A 25,745-nucleotide genomic window follows, 5' to 3' on the forward strand; every position below is an offset into this window, starting at 1 on the left:
CACTGTTTCTCCCCTTCTTGTTTCTATAATTAAGGAAGGACTATTAACAACCATCTTCAACAGTTGATACTTCACTGTATGCGATAGCACCACCAGCAACCTCAAATGCATAAAATGCGTAACACTGCTCTCTGACTGACTTACCTTGAGGTACAAAAAGCATGCCCCAGCCTTGAGTATAACCACCTGTGACACTACCCGCAGGGGTTTGATCCACAACACATACCGACGCTTGTGAGCATACCTCATCTAACACCGCTGAATTATGATAGCCATTACCTAGATAATGCATATTATTATTCATAAGCTCTGCTAATCTTGCATCCCAAATTTCTTGTGGTCTACCATAATAAGTATTAATAGCAACACCACCGACATCAACCTCAACACCGGATTGGTCATCAAGACCTTGCATGATCGCGGCATAATTGACTTGGTCGACGACAAAACTGAAATTACCCGCAATACCTTTAATCGCGGCTACTCGAGCATCCTGCTGAATATTGATAAATCGAGGTATCGCAACCGCGGCAAGAATACCAAGCACGATGATCACGATAACCAATTCTATAAGCGTAAATCCCTTATTCTTATACATAATTAATTTCTGCTACCTAATACTGCAAAATAAAATAGTTAATCATATTTTATGATTTTGTATAAGATAACGATTTGTTAAATAAAATCAACTATAGATCAGAAACAATAGAGCGAAACAATAGGAATTTATCCGACGAACCACAGGTTTTAAATTTAATTACATACTTAAATTAATTACATACTTAAAGTAGTCGGTTTAGCAAAAAGATCCGCTAATGCCTTTGATGATTTTAAGGGACCTTGCTGCATCACGTCATCAAGCACACTCATACTCTCTGCAAAATAAGGGTTCCAGCTGAGTCTTGCATAGATCTTACCTGACTCTTGATAACCATAAGCGGAATACCAGACCTCTTCACCAGCTTGGCATTTGGCTTCATCGACTTCACCCTGACCATTACCACACATTGTAATTTCCCCACCAGGTCCATATACGGGATTTAACGGTGAAAATAATAAGCCTAAATGCGAACCGTTGGATATTTTCTGTTGGGGTAAATCCATGCTAAAACGCACCGCTCGCTTGTCCATTGGTTCACCTCACCTTTCCAGACTAACTTGTTACTGGTATTGGTCATCACTTGACTAAATACGCTCTGTGCATAAGCCGTATCAATAACATGCTCGCCTTCACTCATCATCATAAATACCGGTTTGTCATAGTCTGCTTTTTCTAGATCATCACGCACGATCTCTGAGGTTTGATAATAAACAGCGGCAGCATTCATCGGTAATGAATTGTATCGAGTATAGTTATCTTCAGGATCGCGATCAGCCCAAGTAATAAAGTGACTTACTGCAGGTGCTAAAGCTGCGACAAACGCGTCCGGTTTAAATGCTGGCGCAAATAATAATAACCCAGCGATCTCATCATCGTTAATCGCTTGTGATGTGACTAAATTAGCCCCCGTCGAGAAGCCCCCAAGCCAAACCTGGTCAACATCTTGCTTGAGTAATTGCGTATGATGCGCAACAACACCTTGCCAGTCAGCGAGTGTCGGTAATATCAAATCCCCCACTTTACTGCCATGTCCGGGTAATAATACTGTTCGCACTAAATAGCCCTGCTGCGCGAGATGCTCTGCAATATCAATAAATGAAAAAGGGGAATCAGCAAGACCATGTACCAATAGTACGCCTTGGCCGTTGGGGTGTTCTGGTTTTATTTCGTAAGGTAGGTTGGCTTTAATTTCTTTGTCTTCATCAGCCGAATTAAACACGCGATTAGCACGTAACCAATGTTCTGTTTCTTGTAAATAAAGATCAAAATCCGCTTGCTCAAATTCAGGCAGTGCGTCTGCCGTCAAGTAATGAGGATCATCAGGTGTGGTGCTTTTACACCCTGTTAGCGCCGCGCCATAGATTAGGATAAACGCGGTGATCATCAAACTTAAGCGTAATTTATATTTTGTCATAACAAGGCTCATTACTATTCTCTGAGAGTTTAGTTTAAATGAGACCTATTATATATGCCAACACTGAACATAAGATGAATATGACAATCGAGGATAGCTATTTAACTGACAAGATAACGACTTAATCGACAAGATAACTACTTAACCGACAAAACTAAATCATCAACGATCTGCTCTGGGATTAACAAACGTAAATCACTTAAACACGCACTCGCATCTATGCCTTGCTGTAATTGTAACTCGCACAAGCTATACAAATATTTAGGTTGCGGATTAACTTGATAAGCCTGTGACAACAGTTCAACGGCCGCCATAGGCTCTTGTGCTTTAGTCAGTAGTGCCAAGGTATAACTGACTTGTGCATCCTGGTTATTTAACTCATGCGCGAGTTTAATATTGGCGATAGCAGCACTGCTGTTTTTTTCACGATAGTGCGCTAAACCTAAACTAAAATACAATTCACTGCTGGCAGCACCTTGTTGAGTGATCTGAGTTTGCACAACCTCTTCAAGTAAAGTGATTGCTTGCTGGTTTCTGTCGGTAGCTTTTAACAGCTCCACATATTCTAAATACATGAAGTTATCGTTATTACCTGTGTGGCGATTTAACACGACTGTAAACACTATCTCAGCTTGTTCGTAATCACCGCGAACGCGATATAAATAGGCGCGCTGTGCCAAGGCTGCGTTATCATCTGGCAGTGCCAACATATATGCTTCAATTTGTTCATCAAGCACTTGTCGCTGGCCCTCATTCAAAAGAGGCCATAAAGTAACAACAGCTAATGCAGCTTCAAATCGCACGCTTTCTACAGCATCATTCAATAGTGGCGATATAATGTCCCAACGCGCTGAAGGCTGCCAATGTTCGACCGCAAAAATAGCTGCTCGTCGTAATTCAATCGCGTCATCGCGCGTTGCTCGACCAATGGCAATGATCGCATTTTGATCGCTGATATTACCCAATTCCATTGTTGCAGCAACACGCTGCTGGATTGGTGCCTCTTTATTTTGTGAAATCTCAGATAAGGTTACGCTGTCAAATTCTGTCGCGCTGACATTCGTCGTCAACAATAATGCTATCAATAAACTAACAGCCAGTTGCATTGCAGACATAATGACTCGAGCAGGCATCTCAATTGTTTGCTTAACAACGTATTTCATTATCATAAATCATTCCTGGTTAACTTAATCTAAATAGTTAATTTAAGCGCCTCAGACTTTATCAATACCTCATGTAATAATAAGATATTCTCTGTCTTTGGTAAGCCCTTATCTTGCATCCAATGATAAGTAGCTTGGCTTATTTCCTCTACAGTAAATTTACCGCTTTGATTACTGTTCAGTCCTTTGCTACCTTCCTGTGCTTTACTATTTTCCAGATCTTTATTCTTTTCCAGCTCTTTATTATTCTCTAGATCTTTATTAACAGGCAAATAATCAAGTTTCACTAATAATTCACCCAGTTCATTCATTGCTGCTGGCGGGATCTCAATGTCTTTCAAATCGGAAGTCCACAGCAGACTTAATACGTCATGATTTGCTTTGGTTTGTTTGTAGCGTGTCATTGCGGTTTTATACGGTGCTTCACATACTGCGTCATCAGGTGCTTTTTGACAGATATTGAAATACGTTGCGTACATTTTATATTCTCGCGCCATCGTCGCGAATGATTGATCAATCAACGGCTCGACTATGTCGCTAGGAAAATAAGTCGTGTCACTAAGCGCTTTAGTAGTAATGTCAGTAGTGACGATTGCTAGCTCTGCTGTATTATCACGTTCTTGAAATAATGATGCCACAGTTGAGCAGCCCACCAACGATAGGCTAGCGACGCTGAATAGCGCTGTAATAAGTATTTTTTTCATTGCTTGTACCTTATTTAAATTTGATTTTCATGGCGTCGGCGTTAATCTTTTTATGCACGTTATAACCCATGCTCACGATGATCATCATGATGTATTGGTCGATATGACTGAAGAATTGCTTCCAACCACCACACAGGTAATTTAAGCCAGATTCACCATCTAAGGTTTTGATAAAGCGGTTTTTAGGGCATTCACCGAAACACGCAAATTGATATTCACATTCGCGACATTGTTTCGGTAACCTTGCTTCTTTAGCACGACCAAATTTTTCCTGTCCCGCTGAGAATTGCATATCTTCGAGGGTTTTATCTTTGATATTACCGAGCTTATATTCAGGGTAAACGTAGTGATCGCACGAGAATACGTCGCCATTGGCTTCGATAGCCAGACCTTTGCCACACATAGGAGCAAGCGTACATAATGGGTTTACACGTCCCATCCATGCTTCGATACTTGCTTCAAAATAAGGTACATTGATTTGGCCGATATCGTTGTCTAACCATTCATCAAATACTGTGCACAGGAACTTGCCCCATTGCGACGGTGATACACACCAGCTTTCAACCACAGAGTTTGGGTGACTTGGATCTATTTCAGGCATACCTTGGAATATGACTTCTTCATTTTTCCAATGTTGTGGTGCGGTCGTTTTAAAGCTTTTTGGTTCTACAATCGGGATAAATTGCATTTGCTTTGATTTAACGTCATCGCGTAAAAAACGATATATTTCCAGTGCGTTATCACCGGTTAAATTGTTAACACAAGTCAGCGTGGCAAAATTGATGTTGTATTTATGCAGGATCTTGATGCCCGCAAATGTTTGCTTAAACGTGCCTCGTCCAGCTCTGTTTACACGGTAGGTATTGTGGATCATTTCAGGTCCATCAATGCTAATACCGACCATGAAGTTATTCTTTGCTAAGAACTTGCCCCATTCGTCATTGAGTAAAATGCCGTTGGTTTGCATATTATTTTCGATAGTGACATTGTTTGGTGCGTATTTTTTTTGCAAGCGCACTACGTCTCTAAAATAGTTAACACCCAGTAATGTTGGTTCACCACCTTGCCAATGGAAAACAATTTCTGAATGGTTTTGTTGCTCGATATAAGTGCGAATATAATCTTCTAACATTTCGTCTTTCATGACGGGCTTACAGCCATCTTTATCACCTAGCAGTTCTTCTTTACTGAGATAATAGCAATATTGGCAATCAATGTTACACGTTGAACCTGTTGGCTTAGTCATGATATTCATGCGCTTAGTTGGTTCATGAGGATTATATGTGTACACGTCTTTTTTCGCTGTTAGCTTATCTGTCATGGTTTGTAGATTGTTAGTCATGGTATCTCACTTAATTATCGATGCTGTGGTGTTGGTAGTAGCAAACTCTCCTTAGTTTGTAGTAACGAGCTACCTAAGCAGCTCGTTACTTGTGCATAATCAATTAGTCATGATTATTGGTATTGAGCACGTTCCCAAATTTGCATTTTCTCTACAATCTTATCAATTGAGAATGAACCAGGTACTTGACGTGGTGGGAATTCATTAAAGGTATTTAACCACTGGAAAGTATAACCAGCGCCCATATACATATACGGTAGATGTTCAACCATCCAAGTTTCATATGCACCAGCAGTATCAAATGCTGATTCATACGGGTCTTGACGTAAGTTGAATACATACGGCATACGACCTTCTGTCATCGGACAGCGCCATGCTTCAATACCGTGACACTCTTGGTATGAGTAAAGGATCTTCCAATCACCAACACGTACGCCAGCAACATCACCGCTATCAGTGCCGTACACATAAGCTTTACGTGGCCAATCTTTATTATCATCAGCTGTTGTTGATTTGCCTTCGATAAGTTTTGGTAATAAGTTGTAACCATCTAAATGTACTTTGTACTTCTTGCCGTTTAACTTCGTGCCTTTTTTCAGGTCAGCAGCGATTGTTGGTTCGCCTGCTGCAGCAAGGAATGTTGTAGCCCAATCATTGTGCGCTGCAATTTCATTAACCACTTGACCCGCAGGGATCTTAGCTGGCCAACGTACCATAGCTGGTACACGGAAACCGCCTTCCCATGTAGTGTTCTTCTCGCCTTTAAAGCGTGAAGAACCACCATCAGGCCAAGACCATTTTTCTGCACCATTATCAGTGGTATACAATACAACTGTATTATCAGCGATCTTAAGATCATCCAATTTGTCTAGTAACACACCGACCATGTTGTCGTGCTCTACCATGCCGTCGCCGTATAAACCGCCACGCTTAGATAAACCTTTACTGTCTTCTTTTAGATGCGTCCAAACGTGCATACGAGTGGCATTAAACCAAACAAAGAAAGGTTTCTTTTCTTCATGTGCACGGTCAATGAAATCAAGTGCTGAAGCAAGGAACTCTTCATCAACTGTTTCCATACGTTTCTTGGTTAACGCACCAGTATCTTCAGTACGGCCGTCAGCATAAGAATGAATTACACCACGTGGGCCAAAACGTTTCTTAAAGCCAGCGCCTTTAGGGTAATCTGCGTGCTCTGGCTCTTCTTCAGCATTCAGGTGATACAAGTTACCAAAGAATTCGTCAAAGCCATTCGCTGTTGGAAGCTGTTCAGGGCGGTCACCTAAATGGTTTTTACCGAACTGACCAGTCATATAACCTTTGTCTTTCAACATACCAGCAATGGTAGGATCTTCTTGACGCATGCCCTGTGTAGAGCCCGGCATACCGACTTTAGTAAGACCGGTACGGATTGGATGTTGACCCGTGATAAATGCAGCACGACCAGCAGTACAAGATTGCTCGCCATAGTAATCGGTAAATAACACGCCTTCATTGGCGATACGGTCAATGTTTGGTGTAAAATGACCTGCTTGTCCATGCGTATAAGCACTGATGTTATCAATACCAATATCATCGCCCCAAATGGCTAAGATATTAGGACGGCTTTCATCGGTAGTCGCAAAACTTGCTGTTGCAGTAGAGGCAAGAACAGCACCTATCGACAATTGCAAAAACGTCTTATTTTTAAACATAATAATGTCCTGTGATTGTTTTACTAATTTGTGAATAAAATCATCACGGGCTATTCTCCATGTGCTAAGGTATTCAGTAAGCAGTAAATTTACTGAATAAAATAGTCAATTGATTTACATCACTGAAATCATAATCCAAGATCACAAAGTCTGTTTTGCAGTACTTTTACGCTAGTGCTTTTAATCTATTACTTTAATCCTAGCACTGCCACATTCCCATTTGCGTGTTAAACATGGAACGAATAATGCTAGAATCGACTAATACTGATTTCGAACAACTGTTAATGAATCAATCTGCGATGATGATTTCTAGCAAGCCAAAAGATTTTAATCAACTCTGGCAAAAAATATCATTGGATGTATTAGATTTTTTTAATATTGATAGGCTTACGCTGTTTCCTAACTCGATGATCTTACTTAATGATGGTAAAACCGAGTCGGTCGAAAAAGCCGGCATTCCGCCATTAATTAAGCAACATTTTATTGATGGTAATTATCAGGATTACTTTAAGTTATTAAAAACCAAGCATGATTGGATCAGCTTTACCGCGCAGGAATTACAAAAAGATAAGTGCATAGTATTAAATAAGTTACATGAGCAAGGTGGACGCTGGCACTGCATTATTCCATTACAATTGTTTGGTCAACAATGGGGAGCGCTGTCTTTCACGCGATTTGGCAATAATGATCAGCCGTTAGGTAATGAGGATTTGAAACGCCTGAAGCTATTGTGTGAAATGTGGTTATGCTACTGGCAGCATTCAACGCTTGCCCTCAACTTACAGCAAGATGTAAATGAAAATGAAAAGTTACTACTACTGAGTAAAAAGCAGTGTGCGGTCTTAACGTTACTAGCACAGGGTGATAGTGCTAAACAATGCGCAGAGAAGCTGTTCTTAAGCCCACGCACCATCGAATCGCATAAATATCGCATGTTAGATATTTTAGAACTGGATAAACCGGCTGAACTGATCCAGTTTGCGCTGCGTAACGGTTTAGGTATTTCCAGCGACTAACACAAAATCAGTAATTCTACTGCTTAATCCCTTCTTTATGTCATTTATCATTGCTGCACAATTTATGTTACGACTTGCTATTAAAATTAATTAATAGCGATCGTAATAAACTGATAATACAGCAATGATAAATCGATAATCATAACGCTTAATGTTGCGCTAGCTAATATCGCGCTAGCAAATGTACCAGCGATTAAAATCGATAATCAACACCGACAGAGACTGTGACTTCTTCTGATCTTTCTTCACCATCAGATGATAAATTAGTATTTTTATCTGTTTGGATCTTCATCGCATCGTATTTGACTTCAAGCATGATGTTAATGGTCTTATCGGCAACGTGAGTTTTAATACCTTGTACCCACATAATATTAGCCACTTGCATATCAACGCCTGAATATGATGAACCTAGATTAACATTGAATACAGAGAAATGAGTCTCGTTCCAAGGATGTACCGCATACAGGTTTACAGAACCAAGGTGGGCGTCATTACCTTGCAGTGTTTGCTGAATATCATTCTTTGTCACAGATAAGCCGCCTAAAGGTGAACCCGCGATAGCAGAGTTAGCGAGTTCTGACAGGTCTGCGGTTTTAAAATCGATGTAAGTATAATTTAATGAAGGAAAAAACAATGTGCCATCGTCACTTTCTAACGGCAGCATATAACCTGCGGTGTACATACCGGCAGCATCGTCTAAACGATAAAGGTCCATGTATGCACCACCAAAGCGGTCGAAATGAGCTGCGCGAATACGGGCATTGTTAGACTGAGTGTAATATTCAGCGAAACCGATTGTTTGCGATATATCACTGGTTAAGCCACTAGCACCACCACCAGCAAGTAGCTTTAATTCACCGGCGTCACTGGCAAATACCGCGGCTCTGAAATTACTGTTTCTTGGGTCGGCATCATGGTATTCCTGAGACTCATTAGCCAACACACTTGAACTACATGCAGCGCTGATCACACTAGCTGCGATTAAAGATAATAACGTTTTATTCATACCCATGACTTTCTCCAAATAACGATATAACGAGTCGATTAACTTGGTGGGGAATATGAATGAAGCAGGCATTTAATACCACTTATAGCCGCTATTAGCGATGCTAATAAAACCACGAGCACCGTGATGGAAAAGACTTATGCATAAAACTTATAATGAAAAAATAAACCTCAATTACCTGCGTATATTTAATGCTATTTATCAGGCAAGAAGCACCACCATTGCAGCTAAAAAATTAGGTGTTACCCAATCTGCTGTCAGCCAAACATTAGCAAAATTGCGCGCATTCACTGGTGACCGTTTATTTTATTCAGCCAACAATGAGTTAGCACCGACACAACGTGCGATCATCATCAATGAAGGTTTAAACGAGAGTATTCAAGCGATTGACGACTTATTATTACCGGTGAGTTTTTTTGATCCTGAGCATTTCAATGGTGAGCTTACGGTGGCGGTATCAAGTGTATTTTTAGAAAGTTTTGCCACCGAGTTCACTACCTCAATCATGTTTGAATCTTTGCCTAATGCCAAAATAAATGTCACGACATGGACAGAAAACACCATGAAAGACATGATTGAGGGGCGTGTACATATGGCGATGAACTTCGATCCGATCAGCACACCAAAATCAATACGCTGCATTCCATTAACCCAAAGCCAAAGCATGATCGTGGCCCGAAAAGATCACCCCTGGGTTACAGGCGGTATGCAACAATCTGAATTTAATCAATATCCACTGGGCGGCTGTCTATTACCTGATACCCTTGAAAGTGAATCCTTGTTCCAGTCTCGTGATTTTAAGTCATTCGATTTAAAATATCGTTCAGCAAGTATGTCAGTGCTTAACTGCTTGGCAAAGCATTCTGATATTCTGGCGCTCACAGAAACATTATCCGCATCAGTTTGCGACGACGACATGGTATGCATCCAACCGCAATGGCTTAATGACAAGCTGCCGAACAAAATCAATCATGCCTTCTATTATCTTGAAAAAAACCACCATGTACCTTTATATAAATTTAGCGCAGATATAGTCAAAAAAGTGATTGAAGATAAACTAGAGCAAGTACGTAGCCGCACCCTCATAATTAGTTAATTAACATCATGCTAACGACTGTAGAGACATATTGACGCCTTAATAACTGTCTTATTAATACAAATTTGATAGACTGGAAATCATTCCCTTTTTAACGGCAAGACAGGCATGAAAAAAGATCTCTATAACACATTAGATCTGAATTTATTAAAGGTCTTTCTGATCCTTTCTCAAGAACTCAACATGAGAAAGGCATCTGAGCGATTGTTTGTGTCTCAGCCTGCGATTAGTCAGTCATTAACCAAGTTACGCCATCACTTTGATGATGAATTGTTTGTAAAAGTGCCAACCGGACTCAAAGCAACGCCATTTTCAGAGATCCTCGCGACGTCCATCGCACCGCATTTAAATGGCTTAGCAAACAGCATTAATCACAGCTTACATTTTGATCCTACAACACTCGATACATCGCTAAGAATAGCGCTATCTCCCGTCGTATTGTCATGCCTGTCAGGTTCGCTTTATCAAGCACTTAAAGCATCAGCGCCCAATGCTAGTATTGAATTGGTGAGTTGGTCTCGTTCTACGCTTGAAGATATTCAAAAAGACGATGTATACCTTGGCATTAATTATGATATTCCCGCACCGGCAGAAGTTTATAGTAAACAATTAGCAGCCTTACGCGGCCAAGTGCTGGTCAGAGATACCCACCCAATCAAGAGCACACTGACCACCCCTGATGATTATGCTGGTTATGAGATTGCATCGATGATATCGCCCGGTTGGAATGAGAGTTTTAGCCTAGCAGCAGAGACTATGAAAGCCCATGGTCTGGAATATAAAATAGGCTTTCGCTCTGAATTTATCATGGTATTACTGGATATTATTCAACATACCGACATGTACCTGCCCCACTCTAATCTTTTCCCTATTCAGCAATATCCCAACCTGCGCGCGCTCGATGTAGAAATACAAGGTGAAGCTTTCTATATTGACGTTTACAGTTATTGCCATACCAGACACCGTAATAGTGCGCTATTTAACTGGTTATATGAATTAATATCAGATGTAATTCAAACACAATTACAGCTCAATCATAAGTAACGCTTATCAGCCAGATAAGGTATAACGTTTAGCCCCGCGCCGAGTATTAAAATAGTATTCACTAAAAATTATTACTCTTTTAATACAGGCGCATCCTATGCATAAGATACTTATTCCGTTCCTACTGATCAGTTCAACATCTGTGCTGGCTAATACGGTACATATTTCACCAGAAATGAAAATTGGCCCTTATGTGGGTTCTGGTATTTCTGGTGCGGGTCTACAGTTAGGTTTGACTGACACCTTCGGCTTGGATGCCGTTTATTTATCTTACAGCCATACTTCAGCACAGTTTTTATATCTTGATAACGACAGATTAAAAACATATCGAATCGGGGCACAAAAGCAGCTCGTAAATAAGCCTAAAATGTCACTACAACTAGAAGCGGGTTGGGTCGAATATGAGGGTAAGCAAAGTGGGTTGTGGAGTAATGATATCAGATATTCAGAAGCGACTGGTGCCAGTATCTCGGCTCATTGGGTTATTTCAGTGACAGATAATATTGCCTTCAGAGCGGGAACGGACCTTAACTATATTGATCGCGATAAAACGTTTTTACCTTATGACCTTACTGCTATGATTTCAACTGGCGTTATCTTTAGTTTTTAACTGCGTTACATTCCAGCAGCCATTACAGTCTCAATAATAATAGAGTTAAAGCTCGACTTCATTATTGACCAGACCTGTTCATTATAATTCCGCATAATGTATTATTATAATGTAATGGGTTAGTACAGATATTAAGCATAAATAGATTAGATGTAGTTTTCAGATCATTTAGACTGAATTAAATATTATTTTCGATATGATCGACAGTCAAAATAAGTATGCACATTTATTATCGGTATCTCGGCATGAAGCTATCCCCTACAATCGCCTATTTTTCATTGCTAGCACCTTGTTATGTAATGGCAGATCAAACATCACTCGACCATCTCATGGATATGAGCCTGGAAGATTTATCGATGTTAGATATTGAAATGGATACCGCCTCTAAATCCAGTAAAAAACTGGTCGATATTCCGGCCTCTGTTTACGTATTAACAAATGAACGCATTCAGCGTAGCGGCGCCCGCACTATCACTGAAGCACTGGCATTAGTACCGGGTCTAACAGTCACAAAACATTCAGAAACAGAATGGTTCGTCTCTGCACGCGGTTTTCATGATGGTCTGTTCAATAAACTGCTAGTGATGATGGACGGACGTTCGTTATATAGTCCATTGTATGGCGGCGTTTATTGGAGTGATGTCGATTATGTACTGGCTGATATCGATCGCATTGAGGTACTAAAAGGCCCAGGAGGCACTATTTGGGGCGGAAATGCGGTAAACGGGGTGATTAATATTATCACCAAAAAAGCCCAAGATACCTTAGGCTCTCACGTGTCAGTCACTGCCGGTAAATACGGTACACAGGAAGTCAGTCTCAGACACGGTACGCAATTAGGTAACAATATTTATGCTCGTGCTTTTTATAAACACAAAGACCAAGCGCAAACAGTGTCTAACGAAGCGCAGATCTGGACTAGTGATACCGCAGGGTTCGTATTAAGTAAGTCCCTTGAAACAAGAAAATGGGATATACGTGTGGGCGGTGAACGCACCACTTATTCAACCCCTTGGTATGTTGACGATTACACAGCTCCAAATAATCCCGGTTATAGCTACTCATTACTCGATATTGAAAGTTACTCTGCTTATGCACAATTTAATTATGAGCAAGAAACAACGTCAGGTGGATTATTAAAGTATTCTTTATGGGCCGAGCATAATGCCGACGAAGCGAAGGATGCTCCGGGAAAAATCACCACTGTCGATGCTGATACTAACTATAATTTTGAATATAATACCCAGCACAAGGCTATTATCGGTGGCGGACTCCGCTATATCCATCTCAATTTATCCGATTACGATGATCAGTTATCACCCGCAGACGTTGATATGTATGCGCGATATTATTCAATAACCAGCGCTGATGATGTCATCATCAATGCGTTCTACCAGTCTGAGCTACAGATAACGGAACAAGTCAGTCTCGTCGCTGGGGTAAAAGCTGAATACTTTGAAATCAACGATTCAATTGAGTTCTCACCGCAACTGAGAGCGCTATATCAATATTCTCCCGTTCATAGCGTTTGGACTGGTATCGGACGTGCTGTCGCAGCGCCGTCTTATTTAGATACCCATTCATATTATGTCGAGAGTAATGGCAGAGATGTTCTACTTATGTTGCCTACCGCCGATATTGATAACGAATCCGTGACTACAGCGGAGATTGGCTATCGCTTTATACCAACCGACTACTTTAGCATTGATTCGACGTTCTATTACTCAGCCCACGACAATGTGAGGGGTGTTGACTATATATCTAACGATGATACCCCGTACATTGAACCCGACTATGTATACCTGGCCCAAAATAATGCCGATTACTCTGCAATCTCACAGGGTCTAGAAATAACGTCAGCATTAGAGGTTAGTCGAAATTTACGCTACAACTTAAGCTTTAGTTATATTGACTTAGACGCAACGTGGGACGGAGGCGAAAACTCAGATGGGTCTTCTGAACCTTGGTTTGAAATGCAGCAACAATTAACGTCATTACAAATGCAGTGGGATATTACCGACAGCCTGCAATTTGATCTGGTCGCGAAATACCAAGACACAGAATATAACGAAATTTACCGCCAAATAGATCCGTACTTTTCTATGGATATCAGACTCGCTTGGCAAAAGCATAAACAAGCGCCTTTGTTTGAGTTAATAGTTCAGGATATGAATGAAACTGGTTACGCGGATTATTGGGGTGAGTACTCAAATGAAGAGTTAGTATATCTAAGGGTGTCACATGACTTTTAAACTGCCCTTGTACCTGCTTGTTCTTGCTAGTTTAATAATGAGCCTGAACCTTGCGAGTGCGGCCGATAAACCTAAGTTCAAGAGTTACCAAGTTAAAGCGGTATATGTATTTCGTATCGCTAACTTTGTGCATTGGCAAAATGAAGCTGACATGCAGACATTACGTTTTTGTGTTGAAGGTAATGAGCAAGTGAAAAAAACCTTGTTAAGTCTGCTTGTGGGAAAAGAGATCAGAGGGTTAGCCTTACAGGTTAGCAATGAACTTAATGCCAACTGTGATGTTGCGTTTATTTCAGCAATCGATTCTGTATCACCATTGGCTAAATATGGGCCGTCGACATTAACCATAGGCGATAGCGCAGACTTTACAAGTCTAGGTGGCGCGATCCAATTACAAACTAAAGGTAAGAGAATAAAGCCATTAATCAACCTCACCAATACCAGTAAAGCTGATTATGTTATTGGTTCTAGCTTAATGCGTATAGCAAAACTAGAAGGGGTTAAATAATGACTCAATTTAAAGCTAGGTCGATCAAACATAAATTACTAACACCTATTTTGTTATTCATTTCGATCACTTTCATTATTTCCCAAGCGATTAACTACAGTGTGACTTATGAAAAAGCAAAACAAAACTTAATCGACCGTGTTCACGTATTGGCTAATGGCGTTGCTTATAACCTGCAGGCTGCGATCCTATTTGACGATGCATTGTCCGCGAATGAAATTTTATCCGCATTTAGTGCCGATAAAGAAGTCGTTAGAGTGAAACTTTATGATCAAGATAATCATGAATTTTTTGCCACTTATCAAGTTGAAGATGAAGACATCAACACCCCGAATAAGGCTCAACTAGCCATGATTAAAGAAAATAATATGGTCATTTCAGATCAATATGTTTTTCTATTAGTGCCTGTGATCTTAGAGCAAGAGCAAATTGCCATGCTCAGAATAACGATCTCAACGGCCTCGTTTAAGCTCATTTTGGTCTCAGTAATCAAAAATGGCATCATCTTCCTGTTCTTGCTTTCAGCGGCTGGCTGCATGCTCTACTTTAATATTCAGCGAGTGATCATCAAACCGGTATTCGCACTTAATAAGTCGATGCAGGTATTTGTTGACGGCCAAAAAATAACCCAACAATTGAATGCCTCTGCTGATGATGAAATTGGTGATTTAGTCAATGCATTCAGTACCATGTTGAATAGGTTAGAGCAACGTGAACAACAAATTTTACTCACGATGGATAAACTAGAACAAGAAAAGTCATTTGCTAATGAGGTTATCGAAACGGTGCAACACGCGCTTGTGGTGACAGACAAAACGGGTAGAATCGTTCACTTTAATGCAGCAGCGAAAGTGGTGTTTCAGTGTGATAATGAAATACTGAAAAATACTGTTATTCAACAACTCATTTATACGTCAGATTCCCACTTGATAGACTCAGCACTTAATGAAGGCATTGATTTAAACGATAAACAATTCAAAAGCCAAGACCGATGCCAACAAGAACAGTTTTTACAAGTCAGTAGTCGCAAACTATCAAAATCAACTAAAACACTGTTTGCGATCCAAGATGTCACACTCCACGAAGCGTCGATAAGCAAACAACGTCTCGCTGCAAGCGTGTTTGAAAATAGCCAAGATGGTATTATTGTTATTGGCCATAGCGGTGTGATCAGTATCGCAAACCCAGCCGTAACAACCCTACTCGGCTTTAGCAATGAAGAACTGATAACACGTTCAGAAAATGAACATAGCATGTGGTCTGAGTTTAATGAATTAACACCTGTCGTATTCAAATCAATGGAAGAGTATGGCCACTGGCAAGGTGAAGTTTGGGAGCGTCACAAAGATGGCCGATTGATCCCACTGCAAGTGAAGATAAATCGTATTATAAACAACGAAAAACAAGATGTATTTGATACTTTCATTATTTTATCTGACATCTCTCATATCAAAGAAATCGAACGCCTAGATCACTTAGCGCATCATGATGAATTAACAGGTCTTGCCAATCGCACTAAACTTTACGGCGAACTCAACGAGGTCGCAACTTACTACCACGATTCATTAGCTGAGTTTGGTGTCATTTATTTAGATCTCGATGGTTTTAAGTTAGTCAATGATACCTATGGCCACGATGCCGGTGATGAAGTACTTAAACAAGTCGCAAAACGATTACAATCGCAAGTGCGAGAGTCCGATCTGGTTGCTAGACTATCAGGTGACGAATTTGTACTGCTGATTAGCCCCACCAGTAAAGACAAAATAACCATACTAGCAGAGCGGCTGTTAACCACGCTTAAACAAGACATCATTTATAAAGAGCAAACACTACACATTGGCGTAAGCATTGGTATACACCTGGTTAATAATGGCCAACGGGATATAGCCGCGATCCTCAAACATGCAGACTCTGCCATGTATCAAGCGAAGTTAGCTGGTAAAGGTAAAGCGTTATTTTATAAAATGGATATGCCAGAAAGTAAGCTAGGCTAGGTGAAGACATATTGACGGGAATGAGTGGAAATGGGCGAACGGACTTTATCTTGTCAGTTCGCCTCAATATATGTGCTTTCTATTTACACTGACTACTTTCTTACTACTTGCTGAGAATCGACACGCCGTCAATTTGAGCCACAGTGCTCGCATCAGTACGTTCAATTGTTTTAACTAACACTGATTGAATCGTTTCATCTTCACGGGCATCACTTTTGCTTAAGAATTTTTGCGATTGTGGTTCAGCGCCTTCTTCTAATGTAAATGTCATCACCACTTCCGTTGCCGTATCCGCAGTTACACCAAAATACTCTATTGATACCAGTGGATAGCCTTTAAAGCCTCTTTTAGCGAGCTTTTCAATACGTTTTTTTGCTTTATCTACATTCATTTATCTAGATCCTAGTGGGCATGAAACCTGAAGCTATATAATACAAGATATCTGCTTATTATCTTAATTATATTCAGCAATTAAACCGTATATATCGATACGCTATCATAAAGCTTATTCGCCTCGGTATGCAGTACGTTAGACTGTTCGTTAGCATCAATAGAGTTCTCGGATAAAATATCGGCAACATTATGAATGTTGTTCACATTTTCAGATATCTCACCAGTTACCGCGGTTTGTTGCTCAACAGCAGTCGCTATTTGCGTCGACATATCAGAAATTTTCTGAATAGACACATTAATATCACTGAACGATTCAGCCACTAGATCTGATTCTGAGACGGTAGATAGTGCCAGTTTCTCACTTGATTGCATCAATACGGTGGCCTTACCAACAATGTCTTGCAACGTTTGAATGGTTGTTTGAATTTCGCCAGTAGAACGGTGGGTTTTTTGAGACAATGTCCTGACTTCATCAGCAACCACCGCAAAACCACGCCCAGCATCGCCTGCGCGGGCCGCTTCGATAGCGGCATTCAGAGCCAGTAAGTTAGTCTGATCGGCGATGGTTTGAATCGCCACAAGGATACTGTTGATTTCCAGTACGTGCGTATTCAACTCTTCTACCACATCTGATGTTTCTTTAATGCCAGACGACAGATCACCAATAGATTTAATTGAACCAGAGATAATAGCCATTCCTTTTTTTGCACTTTCAGAAGATGCTTGCGCAGAACTTGCAGCCTCTTCCGCATTGCGAGCAATTTCGACGGTAGCACTTGTCATTTCGTGAACAGCCGTGGCGACCATCGATACTTCAACCTGCTGCTCTTTGATGATGTTACTGCTTTCATGCGATTTTGATTGGCTTATTTCTGCCATCGATTTTAGTGTTGTGGCTTGATTTTTAATTTCTTCAACTAACGATCGCTGACTTTCTGCGACATCATTAAAGGCCTGACTCAACTCGCTAATTTCATCTTCATTATTCGCATCAAGACGATGGGTAAGATCACCATCCCCAGCGGCTATTTCTTTTAACGATGTAGTCACGTCCTGTAACGGAGTTAATAATTTTTTGATAAAGAAGAACATCAACAAAGACACAATTAAACTAACTGCCAAGGTCGCAAATAATTGTAAAAATGCATTGTCGCGAATATCTTGCGTAATACGGGCGCTATCGATGACGATAATTGTTCTTAAATTAGTGCCAGCAATTGGAGCAACATAGATAGCACTTTCTATACCATTAATCGTGTCATGATAAAGCGCAGGCTGATCGTTCTTTAAATATTTATTATCTAAAGATATATCCGTTAATGTCTTATTAATAAGCGCGGTATTTACATCTGCAAAAATTTTACCTTCATTCGATACCACGAATATTTTACCATCACCAGGAATAAGGGTTTGCGCTAAATTGGAAATTAAAATATCAATTTTAACGTCAGCACCAATCACCATATAGGTGCTGTAAAAATTCATGGCTCGACTGATAGAAACAACTCTATGCCCAGTTGCCGCAGCAACGGTCGGCGTATCCATGAAAACCTTATCGACCGAAGCATTTTTATACCAGCCCCATTTTCTTGGGTCGTTATTACCTTCTGGCAGGTCAACATCATCCGCGTTCTTTTGCTGACCATCAGGATAAGCAAAAAATACATTTTCAAAACGACCTGCATTTTTAATTATTTTTAAGGTACTGCGGATCATCATTAAAGGCGTTTTGTCAGGCATACTACTTAAGGTATCAGATTTAGAACTTAACCAATCAGTTAACGATTTATTGTATGAATTTGCGGTGCTTTCTATTCTTGATAACGTCTCATGTTCAATTCTGTTTTTAGAAGAAAAGTAACCCGTTGTTCCGACGACTCCAGCCCCGATAAATACAGCAATCGATGCGGTTAATACTAATCGAGCCTTCAATGTTATTTTTTTCATTTTACGTTCCAAATTATAGACAAACAGGAATTCCACACCTGTTATTAACTAACAGTAATCAGGCGTCTATCATTGGGTCTCGTAGACCGTGTGATAGGCATGATGCGCATAGCGGAATATTACCTTAGATTTTGTTTATGCAATGAAAGCGAAGGTTGAGTTGTGACAACCACCTAGTAATGTAGGGCTCTTTTCTTTCGTTTCATAATTTAAACGAAAGCTATGTGGACAATAATAACGCAATACCGGGGAAGTACAGTGAGGTTAGTACTGCCAATACGAGCATATCGGCAGTCATTATTACAACTATGAAGAACAGCTCAGTACCATTTTACGTCCCCACTCAGGTGGTAATGCAGCGAGCTTTTCAAATTCAGAATGTTCGGCAAACGGGTCAGCTAACACAGCCATTAATTCATTAACTAAGCTGTAATCATAATCAGTTGCTTGTTCAATTGCTTGCTGGGCTAAGTAATTGCGTAAAATATACTTAGGGTTCGTTTGATTCATACGTATTTTACGTGCCTCATCAGCACTTGATTCTAACGCTAAACGCTGTTGATATTGCACAGCCCAGCCATCAAACGCTTCACGGTCGATAAACTGATCACGTATCGCTGTATTTACCACGCCTTCAGCACTCTTTACAGCAGCCTCAGAGCTATCAAAATCACCTAACATACGGAAGAAGTGGCTGTAATCCACACTGCTACCGGCTAATATTTCTAATAGGTTTTTAATCAACTCACCATCGCCATCTTGCACTTGCTGTAAGCCCAATTTAGCGCGCATTAACTGACGTAACTTAGCCAAGAAAATATCATCATAGGTTTTCAATATTTCATTCAACGGCGCGATATCTATAAACGGTGTTAACGAACGACCTAACGCCATTAAGTTCCAATAACCTACCTGTGGCTGCTGATTAAAGGCATAACGGCCTGAATAGTCGGTGTGGTTACAAACATAGCCAGGATCGAAATTATCCTGAAACGCAAACGGACCATAATCAAAGGTTTGACCTAAGATCGACATGTTATCGGTATTCATCACCCCGTGCACAAAACCAACGGCTTGCCAATGTGCCATCAACTCTGCTGTTGTCGTCACCACTTGTTTATAAAACGCGAGGTAAGGTACTTCGGCATCGAGCGCCTCTGGGAAATGATTCGTCAACGTGTAATCCAGCATCAACTTTAAATCGTCTAAACGCTGGCTATAATAAAAGTGCTCGAAGTGACCAAAGCGCACATGAGATTCAGCCACACGAACGACCATCGCCGCTTGTTCAACTTGCTCACGCATCACAGTATCACTGCCGACCACCACGCTTAATGCTTGCGTCGTTGGAATACCAAGACCTTGCATTGCAGCGCTACAGAGATACTCTCGAATACTTGAACGTAATACCGCACGACCATCACCTTGACGGCTGTAAGGCGTACGGCCAGCACCTTTTAAATGCAGATCCCAAGTATGGCTATTGCTGCCATTAATATCGACATGTTCAGCCGTTTTTACCTGTGCTAACAATAACCCACGACCATCGCCTAAATCAGGGTTATAGTGACCAAACTGATGACCCGTGTATTTCATTGCCAGTGGTTCAAAACCGTTCGGCAGATAATTACCCGAACATAATTGCAGCAATGCATCACTGTCAGCAACTACGTCCGCTAATCCCAATAACGCCATAACGTGTGGATTGAGGCTGACCATTTTCGGATCACAGATCCCATCTGGCATTTGTTTATTATAAAAATGCGCAGGTAAGCTCGTATAATGGTTATCGCATACAAGTGCATCGATACTGCTTAGCCGATTATTATTTTTCATCAAATTCCATCGAAATAGAGTTAATACAAAAACGCTGACCTGTTTCTGTTGGGCCATCAGGAAATACATGGCCTAAATGCGAATCACAGTGACTGCACGTCACTTCAATGCGTTGCATCGCTAAGCTGTTGTCTTCGGTATAGATAACCGCGCCATCTTTGATCTCTTTATCAAAACTTGGCCAACCGCAACCCGAATTAAACTTACTGTCGCTAGTAAATAACTCGCTACCGCAGCACTTACACTTGTATACGCCAACAGCGTTATTGTTCAGTAACGTGCCCGTGTACGGATGTTCAGTACCTTTTTTACGGCATACGTAAAACTCTTCATCGGTTAATTGTGCTTGCCACTCGGCGTCTGTTTTAGTCATGTCTTTGTTCATACTGTTTTTGTCCATAAGCTGATACTCCTCACGGTTAATGAGTTGATTGTAAGCGGCCGTACAACGTTTGATAAAGCCCTTCAACCTGTAATAATTCATGATGTTGTCCTGACTGGCTAATTTCGCCATCGTCGAGCACATAGATCAAATCGGCCTGTTTAATAGCGCTGAGTCTATGGGCAATAATTAATGTCGTTCTGTCTTGTAAAAATTCACTCAGATTATGATGTAAACGACTTTCAGTTTCGGTATCGAGTGCCGATGTCGCTTCATCAAACACCACCATTTGTGGTTTACTTAATACCATTCTAGCAATCGCTAAACGCTGACGTTGACCACCAGAAAGACGTACACCATTACGTCCGACTAAGGTCTCTAATCCATGGCCCAGTTGTTGAATTGTGTCAGCCATTTCGGCAACTTGCAGCGCTTTCCACAGTTCATCATCGCTAAATTGATGACCCATAGACAAATTCTCACGAATGGAAGTATTAAACAAGATAGGCTGCTGTAATACCGTGGCAATGTTCTCACGTATTTTATCATAACCAACTTGATTCAGCGGTACATCATTAATTAAGATCTCGCCTTGCTGTTTCTCATATAGCCCTAATAACAGCTGCACTAATGTTGATTTACCACCACCACTGACGGCCACAATGGCTACTTTTTTACCTTTCGGTATGGTTAAGTTTACATTACGGATGACTTTGTTTTCTGCATTATACGCGAAACACACATCTTTAAACTCAACACTGACGCCGTCTTGACTCGCAAACGGATCTACGACACACGGATGTTGTGGCTCTTGGGTTAATTCAAATACACTGTTTAAACGTTTCAATGCTGCTGATGCGGCAAAATAAGTATATTGAATGCTTAACAGTTCCTGCACTGGTCCCATCATAAACCACAGATAACCAAATACCGCGAAGATCTGACCAATCGTTAAATCAGCAAACACCACCATTAACATGGCAATCGCACGGAACACTTCAAAACCAATCAAAAAGATCGTAAAGCTTAGACGATTAACCGCATCGGTTTTCCATTGTGACTGGATCGCGCTATCACGTAATTCACCAGCAGCATCAATAACACGACTAAAATATTGTTTTTCACGTTGCGCTGTACGTAACTGCTGGATTGCATCTAAGGTATCAATCAAGGCTTCTTGGAAGGCTTCAAACGCCGCATTTTCACGGGTTTTTAAGTTTTTAACTCGCTTGCCGAATGAGCGAGAAAAGTAAATAACTGCTGGATTCAGCAATAAGATAATCAGCCCTAACTGCCAATCAATCCATAACAAAATAGCCGCAGTACCAAGGATCGTCAACATACTCACCAGAAACTTAGACAAGGTTTCGGCCAGGAATTTGTCGATTGTTTCCACATCAGTGATACAACGGGAGCTGATCGCACCAGACCCCTGAGTTTCATATTCAGTTAATGATACCAAGGGTAAATGGTGCATCAATTTATCACGAATGTAGAAACTTAAATGCTTACCGATAATGGTAAATTGCCTTGCTTGCCAAACTGACAAAACAAGGCTGGATAGACGCAAACACACCACAAAACCAAGAATAGCTAAAATATATAACTGTGGTCCCCACCATGATTCTGGAAACATATTCTGCATTGCTTGCACTGCAGCGCCGGGTTTCTCCAACAACACCTCATCCACCAGTAAAGGCATCATCAACGGAATTGGCACACTGACTAAAGTGGCAAATACCGCAATAATATACGCGCTGATCAAAGGTTTCTTGTGGCGTAATACCCGTTCACGGATCAACTTCCAGCTAATCCTATTGCCTCGATGTCTTAGATTACGCGGTGAAGTATCTTGGTCAGACGCGCGTGTTGATGATTGCGCTTGTTGCGGATCTTTTAGATCGTCTTGCTGTTGAGATTGAGAAGTTGTTTTTATCATAATGCTCTAAAACCACGTCACCCTTAAGTTGTTACGAATGATTATCAATTACAATATTATGCCGTAGATTCACTCGCAACAACAGCTTTAATGCCTGCACTGTGCAGCTTAATGCAGATATCACCCTGTTTAAAAGCGATAGTCGGATTGGCTAATTGCTCACCTTCCACGTGTGGCGCTGAACGCTTAACTTGAATACTGCTGTCATTCGTTAGTACTGTATCAATGTTAGGATTAATTAAACGCAATGCGTAGTCTAATTCGTCCATACTCGTGGCATTACCTGGTAACACCAGTTCAATATGTTCCCAACCCTGTTGTGGGTAGTGTTTCGCTGGTAACGGCAGTTCCACACAATCAATTTGCCAATCACCTAAGGTTAACGGCTCATCTAAGACGATAATATAAATAGCCCGACCGTTGACGATACTGTCAGAAATCACTTCACCACGTTGTTTAAATTCAGCTAATAACGACTCCGCAAGGACAATATCATTCACGCGTAACGCCACATGATCGCACCATAACACATCCGATTTTAAATTTGCTTGTTGGCGTAATCCAAGCTGCTCAGCAAAGGCTAAGATCGCATTAGAGAAGCTTGACCACTGTTGAGTTAAGTGTTGATATTGCATGGTAATTCCTTCAATTAATATTTGAATCTAAGTCTGTTAATGATACCACAATGGTTATTTTTACTCCGTGGTTTATAAAATAACCATTGTTGATTTAGTGCAAAAATTTGCAACTCAACGCTTATTAGCTCAAAAACACAGAGCTTTTAGGACATTATCCTGCTAAATTAAAGAGGATTTCTTTGAATAACATCTCTTAACTTTCAGACTATATGGGTGTACTAATGAATAATGCTTTTGATGCAGTAAAAAGTGCTCGTCGTAAAAACAAGCTAAAACGTGAAATCCTAGATAACGCGAAGAAGATCCGTGATAACCAAAAACGTGTTGATCTACTTGATAATCTACTTGATTACCTTTCTCCAGAAATGACTCAAGCAGAAATTGTTGAAATCATTGCGAACATGAAATCTGATTATGAAGATCGTGTTGATGACCACATCATCACAGGTGCTGAATTATCTAAAGAACGCCGTGAAATCAGCAAAAAAATTAAAGCGATCACGAAAGCGGTTAGCACAAAATAATTCATTCAATTGAATCAAAGATTAGAATATAAAAAGAAATCGAACGCTATACACCTACACGATAATTCGCGCCTAAATAACTTTTTATAGATGGCTTTTTATAAAGCACCTTTATAAAAAAGTTATAAAACATAAAAAGCGGATATCAACATTAAGATAAGCACCAGAGACACAAGTACGCTTGCTCGGTTTGGTGTTTTATCTTAATACCCTCTCCAGTTTTACTTTCCGGCCCTATTACATTCCTTTAAAGACCAATATCTTAGCTATTAATATGTAGCTTACCAGATCGCTTCGTCTGCAGATAAACACGCCTTTTGATCATTCTAGTCGCTTATCGATCAACCGATATAACCTTCGCACGACTCTAAAACCCCCTTCATTTAGCCCAATTGTAACCTAGTGTAACTTTACTAAAACAGATCACACTTTAGTAAAACTTTATTAGTAAAACCCAAGATTGACTGTAGACTGCATTTGAATTCACAAGGTAATCAACTTAGCAGCCCTGTGTTTATTCCCCCCTTGCCAATAAACAGAGACAAATAAAATGAAAACAATTTTTACTAAACTAACGATTGTTACTAGTTGCATTTTTACAGCGCTATATGCCAATGCAGAAGAAATCACTTCGCCAGCACATAGTCAAAATCAGCCTGCTGAAATAAGTAAAGCAGCTGCAATAAATGAACCGACCACAACAAATGAACCAAGTTTTAACTTTTACGGTGAACTCGGTGTCGGTGGCCACTCAGCACTAGAAGGTGATGACAAAGGCCGCTACAGCGATGGTACTTATATTGAAGCTGGCCTAGAAATGGAAATGGGCAACTGGTTTGGTTTGCTATACGCAGAAGGTTGGACTGTACAAGTCGATGGCGAGGGTAATCCATGGGCTACAGGACATGGTTGGGGCGGTTTCGAAGGCGGTGTTAACCGTGCTTACGTTGGTTACCGTACAGATGACAAAACAGAAATCATTGTCGGTCGTAACGATTCCTCTTTAGATGATGTTCAATGGTGGGGCGATGCGACAGTTGAGTATGGTTATACCGTACCAAATACACGTGATCTCAACTTAGCCGTTAAAGTACAAAACCTCGAAGGTAAATTACGCTATAGCGTCTCTGCTGCGCCAGAAGGCAAGTTTGATGAAGATGATGCACTGGTTAATTTTGGTAAATACGACCGCTACGCCGACAAATATACTTACGCCGCAATGGCCAATGGTTATGTGCAATATGATCTATTAGAAGACCTCACATTATTAGGTGGCGCAGAAGTCACTGATGGTGCGGGTGAAATGGTATTAGTGGGTGCGGAATACAAAAATGTTGCCGCGCGTGTATGGCATCACACCGACCAAGGTACTGACACAAGCGAAGGCACTGAAACAGGTTTCATGGCCAGTACTTGGTATGAAGCAAGCCAAGGCGTATACCTATCTGCTGGTTACAACTATGCTAATAACGAACTAGAAACAGCGGAAGATGAAGTGACTTCTTACGTCAATGCAGGCGTATGGTGGGAATATGGCGGTGGTAAATTCGCAACCGCAATGGACAGCAAATTTTACTTAAGTAACGACACTTCAGACTCAGACAACCAAGTATTTATCATGCAGTACTTCTACTGGTAATAA

23 protein-coding genes are annotated in these 25,745 nt (G+C 40.7%); 9 read left to right on the top strand and 14 right to left on the bottom strand.

Going from position 1 to position 25,745, the window contains the following annotated elements:
• Positions 1-43 precede the first annotated feature (43 nt).
• The 7 genes from FR932_RS12070 to FR932_RS12095 all read right to left on the bottom strand — a co-directional run bounded on the left by FR932_RS12070 (position 44) and on the right by FR932_RS12095 (position 6,918).
• Complete coding sequence (locus tag FR932_RS12070) at positions 44-598, bottom strand: type IV pilin protein (protein WP_019442989.1); 555 nt, start codon at positions 596-598, stop codon at positions 44-46.
• A gap of 176 nt (positions 599-774) precedes the next feature.
• Positions 775-1,104 carry a hypothetical protein gene (locus tag FR932_RS21555; RefSeq protein ID WP_196805520.1) on the bottom strand — a complete coding sequence of 110 codons (330 nt, stop codon included), beginning with the start codon at positions 1,102-1,104 and terminating at the stop codon, positions 775-777.
• A complete protein-coding gene (locus FR932_RS12075) occupies positions 1,062-2,015 on the bottom strand; it encodes an alpha/beta hydrolase (protein ID WP_196805521.1) in 954 nt (317 codons plus the stop codon). The genes FR932_RS21555 and FR932_RS12075 overlap by 43 nt, the downstream gene beginning before the upstream one ends.
• Positions 2,016-2,152: 137 nt before the next feature.
• Positions 2,153-3,184: a tetratricopeptide repeat protein gene (locus FR932_RS12080; RefSeq protein ID WP_019442990.1), complete on the bottom strand. Its 1,032-nt coding sequence runs from the start codon at positions 3,182-3,184 to the stop codon at positions 2,153-2,155.
• Between the two features lie 23 nt (positions 3,185-3,207).
• On the bottom strand, positions 3,208-3,882 hold the full coding sequence (locus tag FR932_RS12085; RefSeq protein WP_019442991.1) for a hypothetical protein: 675 nt from the start codon (positions 3,880-3,882) through the stop codon (positions 3,208-3,210).
• A gap of 10 nt (positions 3,883-3,892) precedes the next feature.
• Positions 3,893-5,224 (bottom strand): anaerobic sulfatase maturase, encoded by a 1,332-nt coding sequence (locus FR932_RS12090; protein ID WP_019442992.1) that lies wholly within the window; start codon positions 5,222-5,224, stop codon positions 3,893-3,895.
• A gap of 113 nt (positions 5,225-5,337) precedes the next feature.
• On the bottom strand, positions 5,338-6,918 hold the full coding sequence (locus FR932_RS12095; protein ID WP_019442993.1) for an arylsulfatase: 1,581 nt from the start codon (positions 6,916-6,918) through the stop codon (positions 5,338-5,340).
• A 245-nt stretch (positions 6,919-7,163) separates the two neighbouring features.
• Here FR932_RS12095 and FR932_RS12100 point away from each other — a divergent pair, with 245 nt between their 5' ends.
• A complete protein-coding gene (locus tag FR932_RS12100) occupies positions 7,164-7,934 on the top strand; it encodes a response regulator transcription factor (protein ID WP_019442994.1) in 771 nt (256 codons plus the stop codon).
• Between the two features lie 193 nt (positions 7,935-8,127).
• Here the strand turns inward: FR932_RS12100 and FR932_RS12105 are convergent, their stop codons facing one another.
• Positions 8,128-8,946: a hypothetical protein gene (locus FR932_RS12105; RefSeq protein ID WP_019442995.1), complete on the bottom strand. Its 819-nt coding sequence runs from the start codon at positions 8,944-8,946 to the stop codon at positions 8,128-8,130.
• A gap of 133 nt (positions 8,947-9,079) precedes the next feature.
• On the opposite strand from FR932_RS12105, the gene FR932_RS12110 reads away from it, so the two are divergent.
• The 6 genes from FR932_RS12110 to FR932_RS12135 all read left to right on the top strand — a co-directional run bounded on the left by FR932_RS12110 (position 9,080) and on the right by FR932_RS12135 (position 16,444).
• Positions 9,080-10,036 (top strand): LysR family transcriptional regulator, encoded by a 957-nt coding sequence (locus FR932_RS12110; protein ID WP_019442996.1) that lies wholly within the window; start codon positions 9,080-9,082, stop codon positions 10,034-10,036.
• A 108-nt stretch (positions 10,037-10,144) separates the two neighbouring features.
• Positions 10,145-11,080: a LysR family transcriptional regulator gene (locus FR932_RS12115; protein ID WP_019442997.1), complete on the top strand. Its 936-nt coding sequence runs from the start codon at positions 10,145-10,147 to the stop codon at positions 11,078-11,080.
• 97 nt (positions 11,081-11,177) lie between these two features.
• Positions 11,178-11,690, top strand: coding sequence for a hypothetical protein (locus FR932_RS12120; protein ID WP_019442998.1), 513 nt, complete (start codon positions 11,178-11,180; stop codon positions 11,688-11,690).
• A 245-nt stretch (positions 11,691-11,935) separates the two neighbouring features.
• Positions 11,936-13,942, top strand: coding sequence for a TonB-dependent receptor plug domain-containing protein (locus FR932_RS12125; protein WP_019442999.1), 2,007 nt, complete (start codon positions 11,936-11,938; stop codon positions 13,940-13,942).
• Positions 13,932-14,450, top strand: coding sequence for a YfiR family protein (locus FR932_RS12130; RefSeq protein ID WP_019443000.1), 519 nt, complete (start codon positions 13,932-13,934; stop codon positions 14,448-14,450). The genes FR932_RS12125 and FR932_RS12130 overlap by 11 nt, the downstream gene beginning before the upstream one ends.
• A complete protein-coding gene (locus tag FR932_RS12135) occupies positions 14,450-16,444 on the top strand; it encodes a sensor domain-containing diguanylate cyclase (protein WP_019443001.1) in 1,995 nt (664 codons plus the stop codon). Before FR932_RS12130 ends, FR932_RS12135 begins: the two co-directional genes overlap by 1 nt.
• A 103-nt stretch (positions 16,445-16,547) precedes the next feature.
• Here the strand turns inward: FR932_RS12135 and FR932_RS12140 are convergent, their stop codons facing one another.
• The 6 genes from FR932_RS12140 to FR932_RS12165 all read right to left on the bottom strand — a co-directional run bounded on the left by FR932_RS12140 (position 16,548) and on the right by FR932_RS12165 (position 23,576).
• On the bottom strand, positions 16,548-16,835 hold the full coding sequence (locus FR932_RS12140) for a hypothetical protein (RefSeq protein ID WP_019443002.1): 288 nt from the start codon (positions 16,833-16,835) through the stop codon (positions 16,548-16,550).
• An 80-nt stretch (positions 16,836-16,915) separates the two neighbouring features.
• A complete protein-coding gene (locus FR932_RS12145) occupies positions 16,916-18,784 on the bottom strand; it encodes a methyl-accepting chemotaxis protein (protein ID WP_019443003.1) in 1,869 nt (622 codons plus the stop codon).
• A gap of 306 nt (positions 18,785-19,090) precedes the next feature.
• The gene (locus tag FR932_RS12150) at positions 19,091-20,620 is read right to left on the bottom strand and encodes a protein adenylyltransferase SelO (RefSeq protein ID WP_019443004.1); all 1,530 of its coding nucleotides are present in this window, start codon (positions 20,618-20,620) and stop codon (positions 19,091-19,093) included.
• On the bottom strand, positions 20,610-21,020 hold the full coding sequence (gene msrB / locus FR932_RS12155) for a peptide-methionine (R)-S-oxide reductase MsrB (protein WP_019443005.1): 411 nt from the start codon (positions 21,018-21,020) through the stop codon (positions 20,610-20,612). The genes FR932_RS12150 and msrB overlap by 11 nt, the downstream gene beginning before the upstream one ends.
• 19 nt (positions 21,021-21,039) lie before the next feature.
• A complete protein-coding gene (locus tag FR932_RS12160; protein ID WP_019443006.1) occupies positions 21,040-22,941 on the bottom strand; it encodes an ABC transporter ATP-binding protein in 1,902 nt (633 codons plus the stop codon).
• Between the two features lie 56 nt (positions 22,942-22,997).
• A complete protein-coding gene (locus tag FR932_RS12165) occupies positions 22,998-23,576 on the bottom strand; it encodes a VOC family protein (RefSeq protein ID WP_019443007.1) in 579 nt (192 codons plus the stop codon).
• Positions 23,577-23,800: 224 nt separating this feature from the next.
• Here FR932_RS12165 and FR932_RS12170 point away from each other — a divergent pair, with 224 nt between their 5' ends.
• Complete coding sequence (locus FR932_RS12170) at positions 23,801-24,103, top strand: DUF496 family protein (protein ID WP_026032257.1); 303 nt, start codon at positions 23,801-23,803, stop codon at positions 24,101-24,103.
• Positions 24,104-24,653: 550 nt separating this feature from the next.
• Positions 24,654-25,742 (top strand): protein YgjJ, encoded by a 1,089-nt coding sequence (gene ygjJ / locus FR932_RS12175; RefSeq protein WP_019443009.1) that lies wholly within the window; start codon positions 24,654-24,656, stop codon positions 25,740-25,742.
• Positions 25,743-25,745 lie beyond the last annotated feature (3 nt).

Origin of the sequence: Moritella marina ATCC 15381 (assembly GCF_008931805.1) — a bacterium.
GTDB lineage: Bacteria > Pseudomonadota > Gammaproteobacteria > Enterobacterales > Moritellaceae > Moritella > Moritella marina.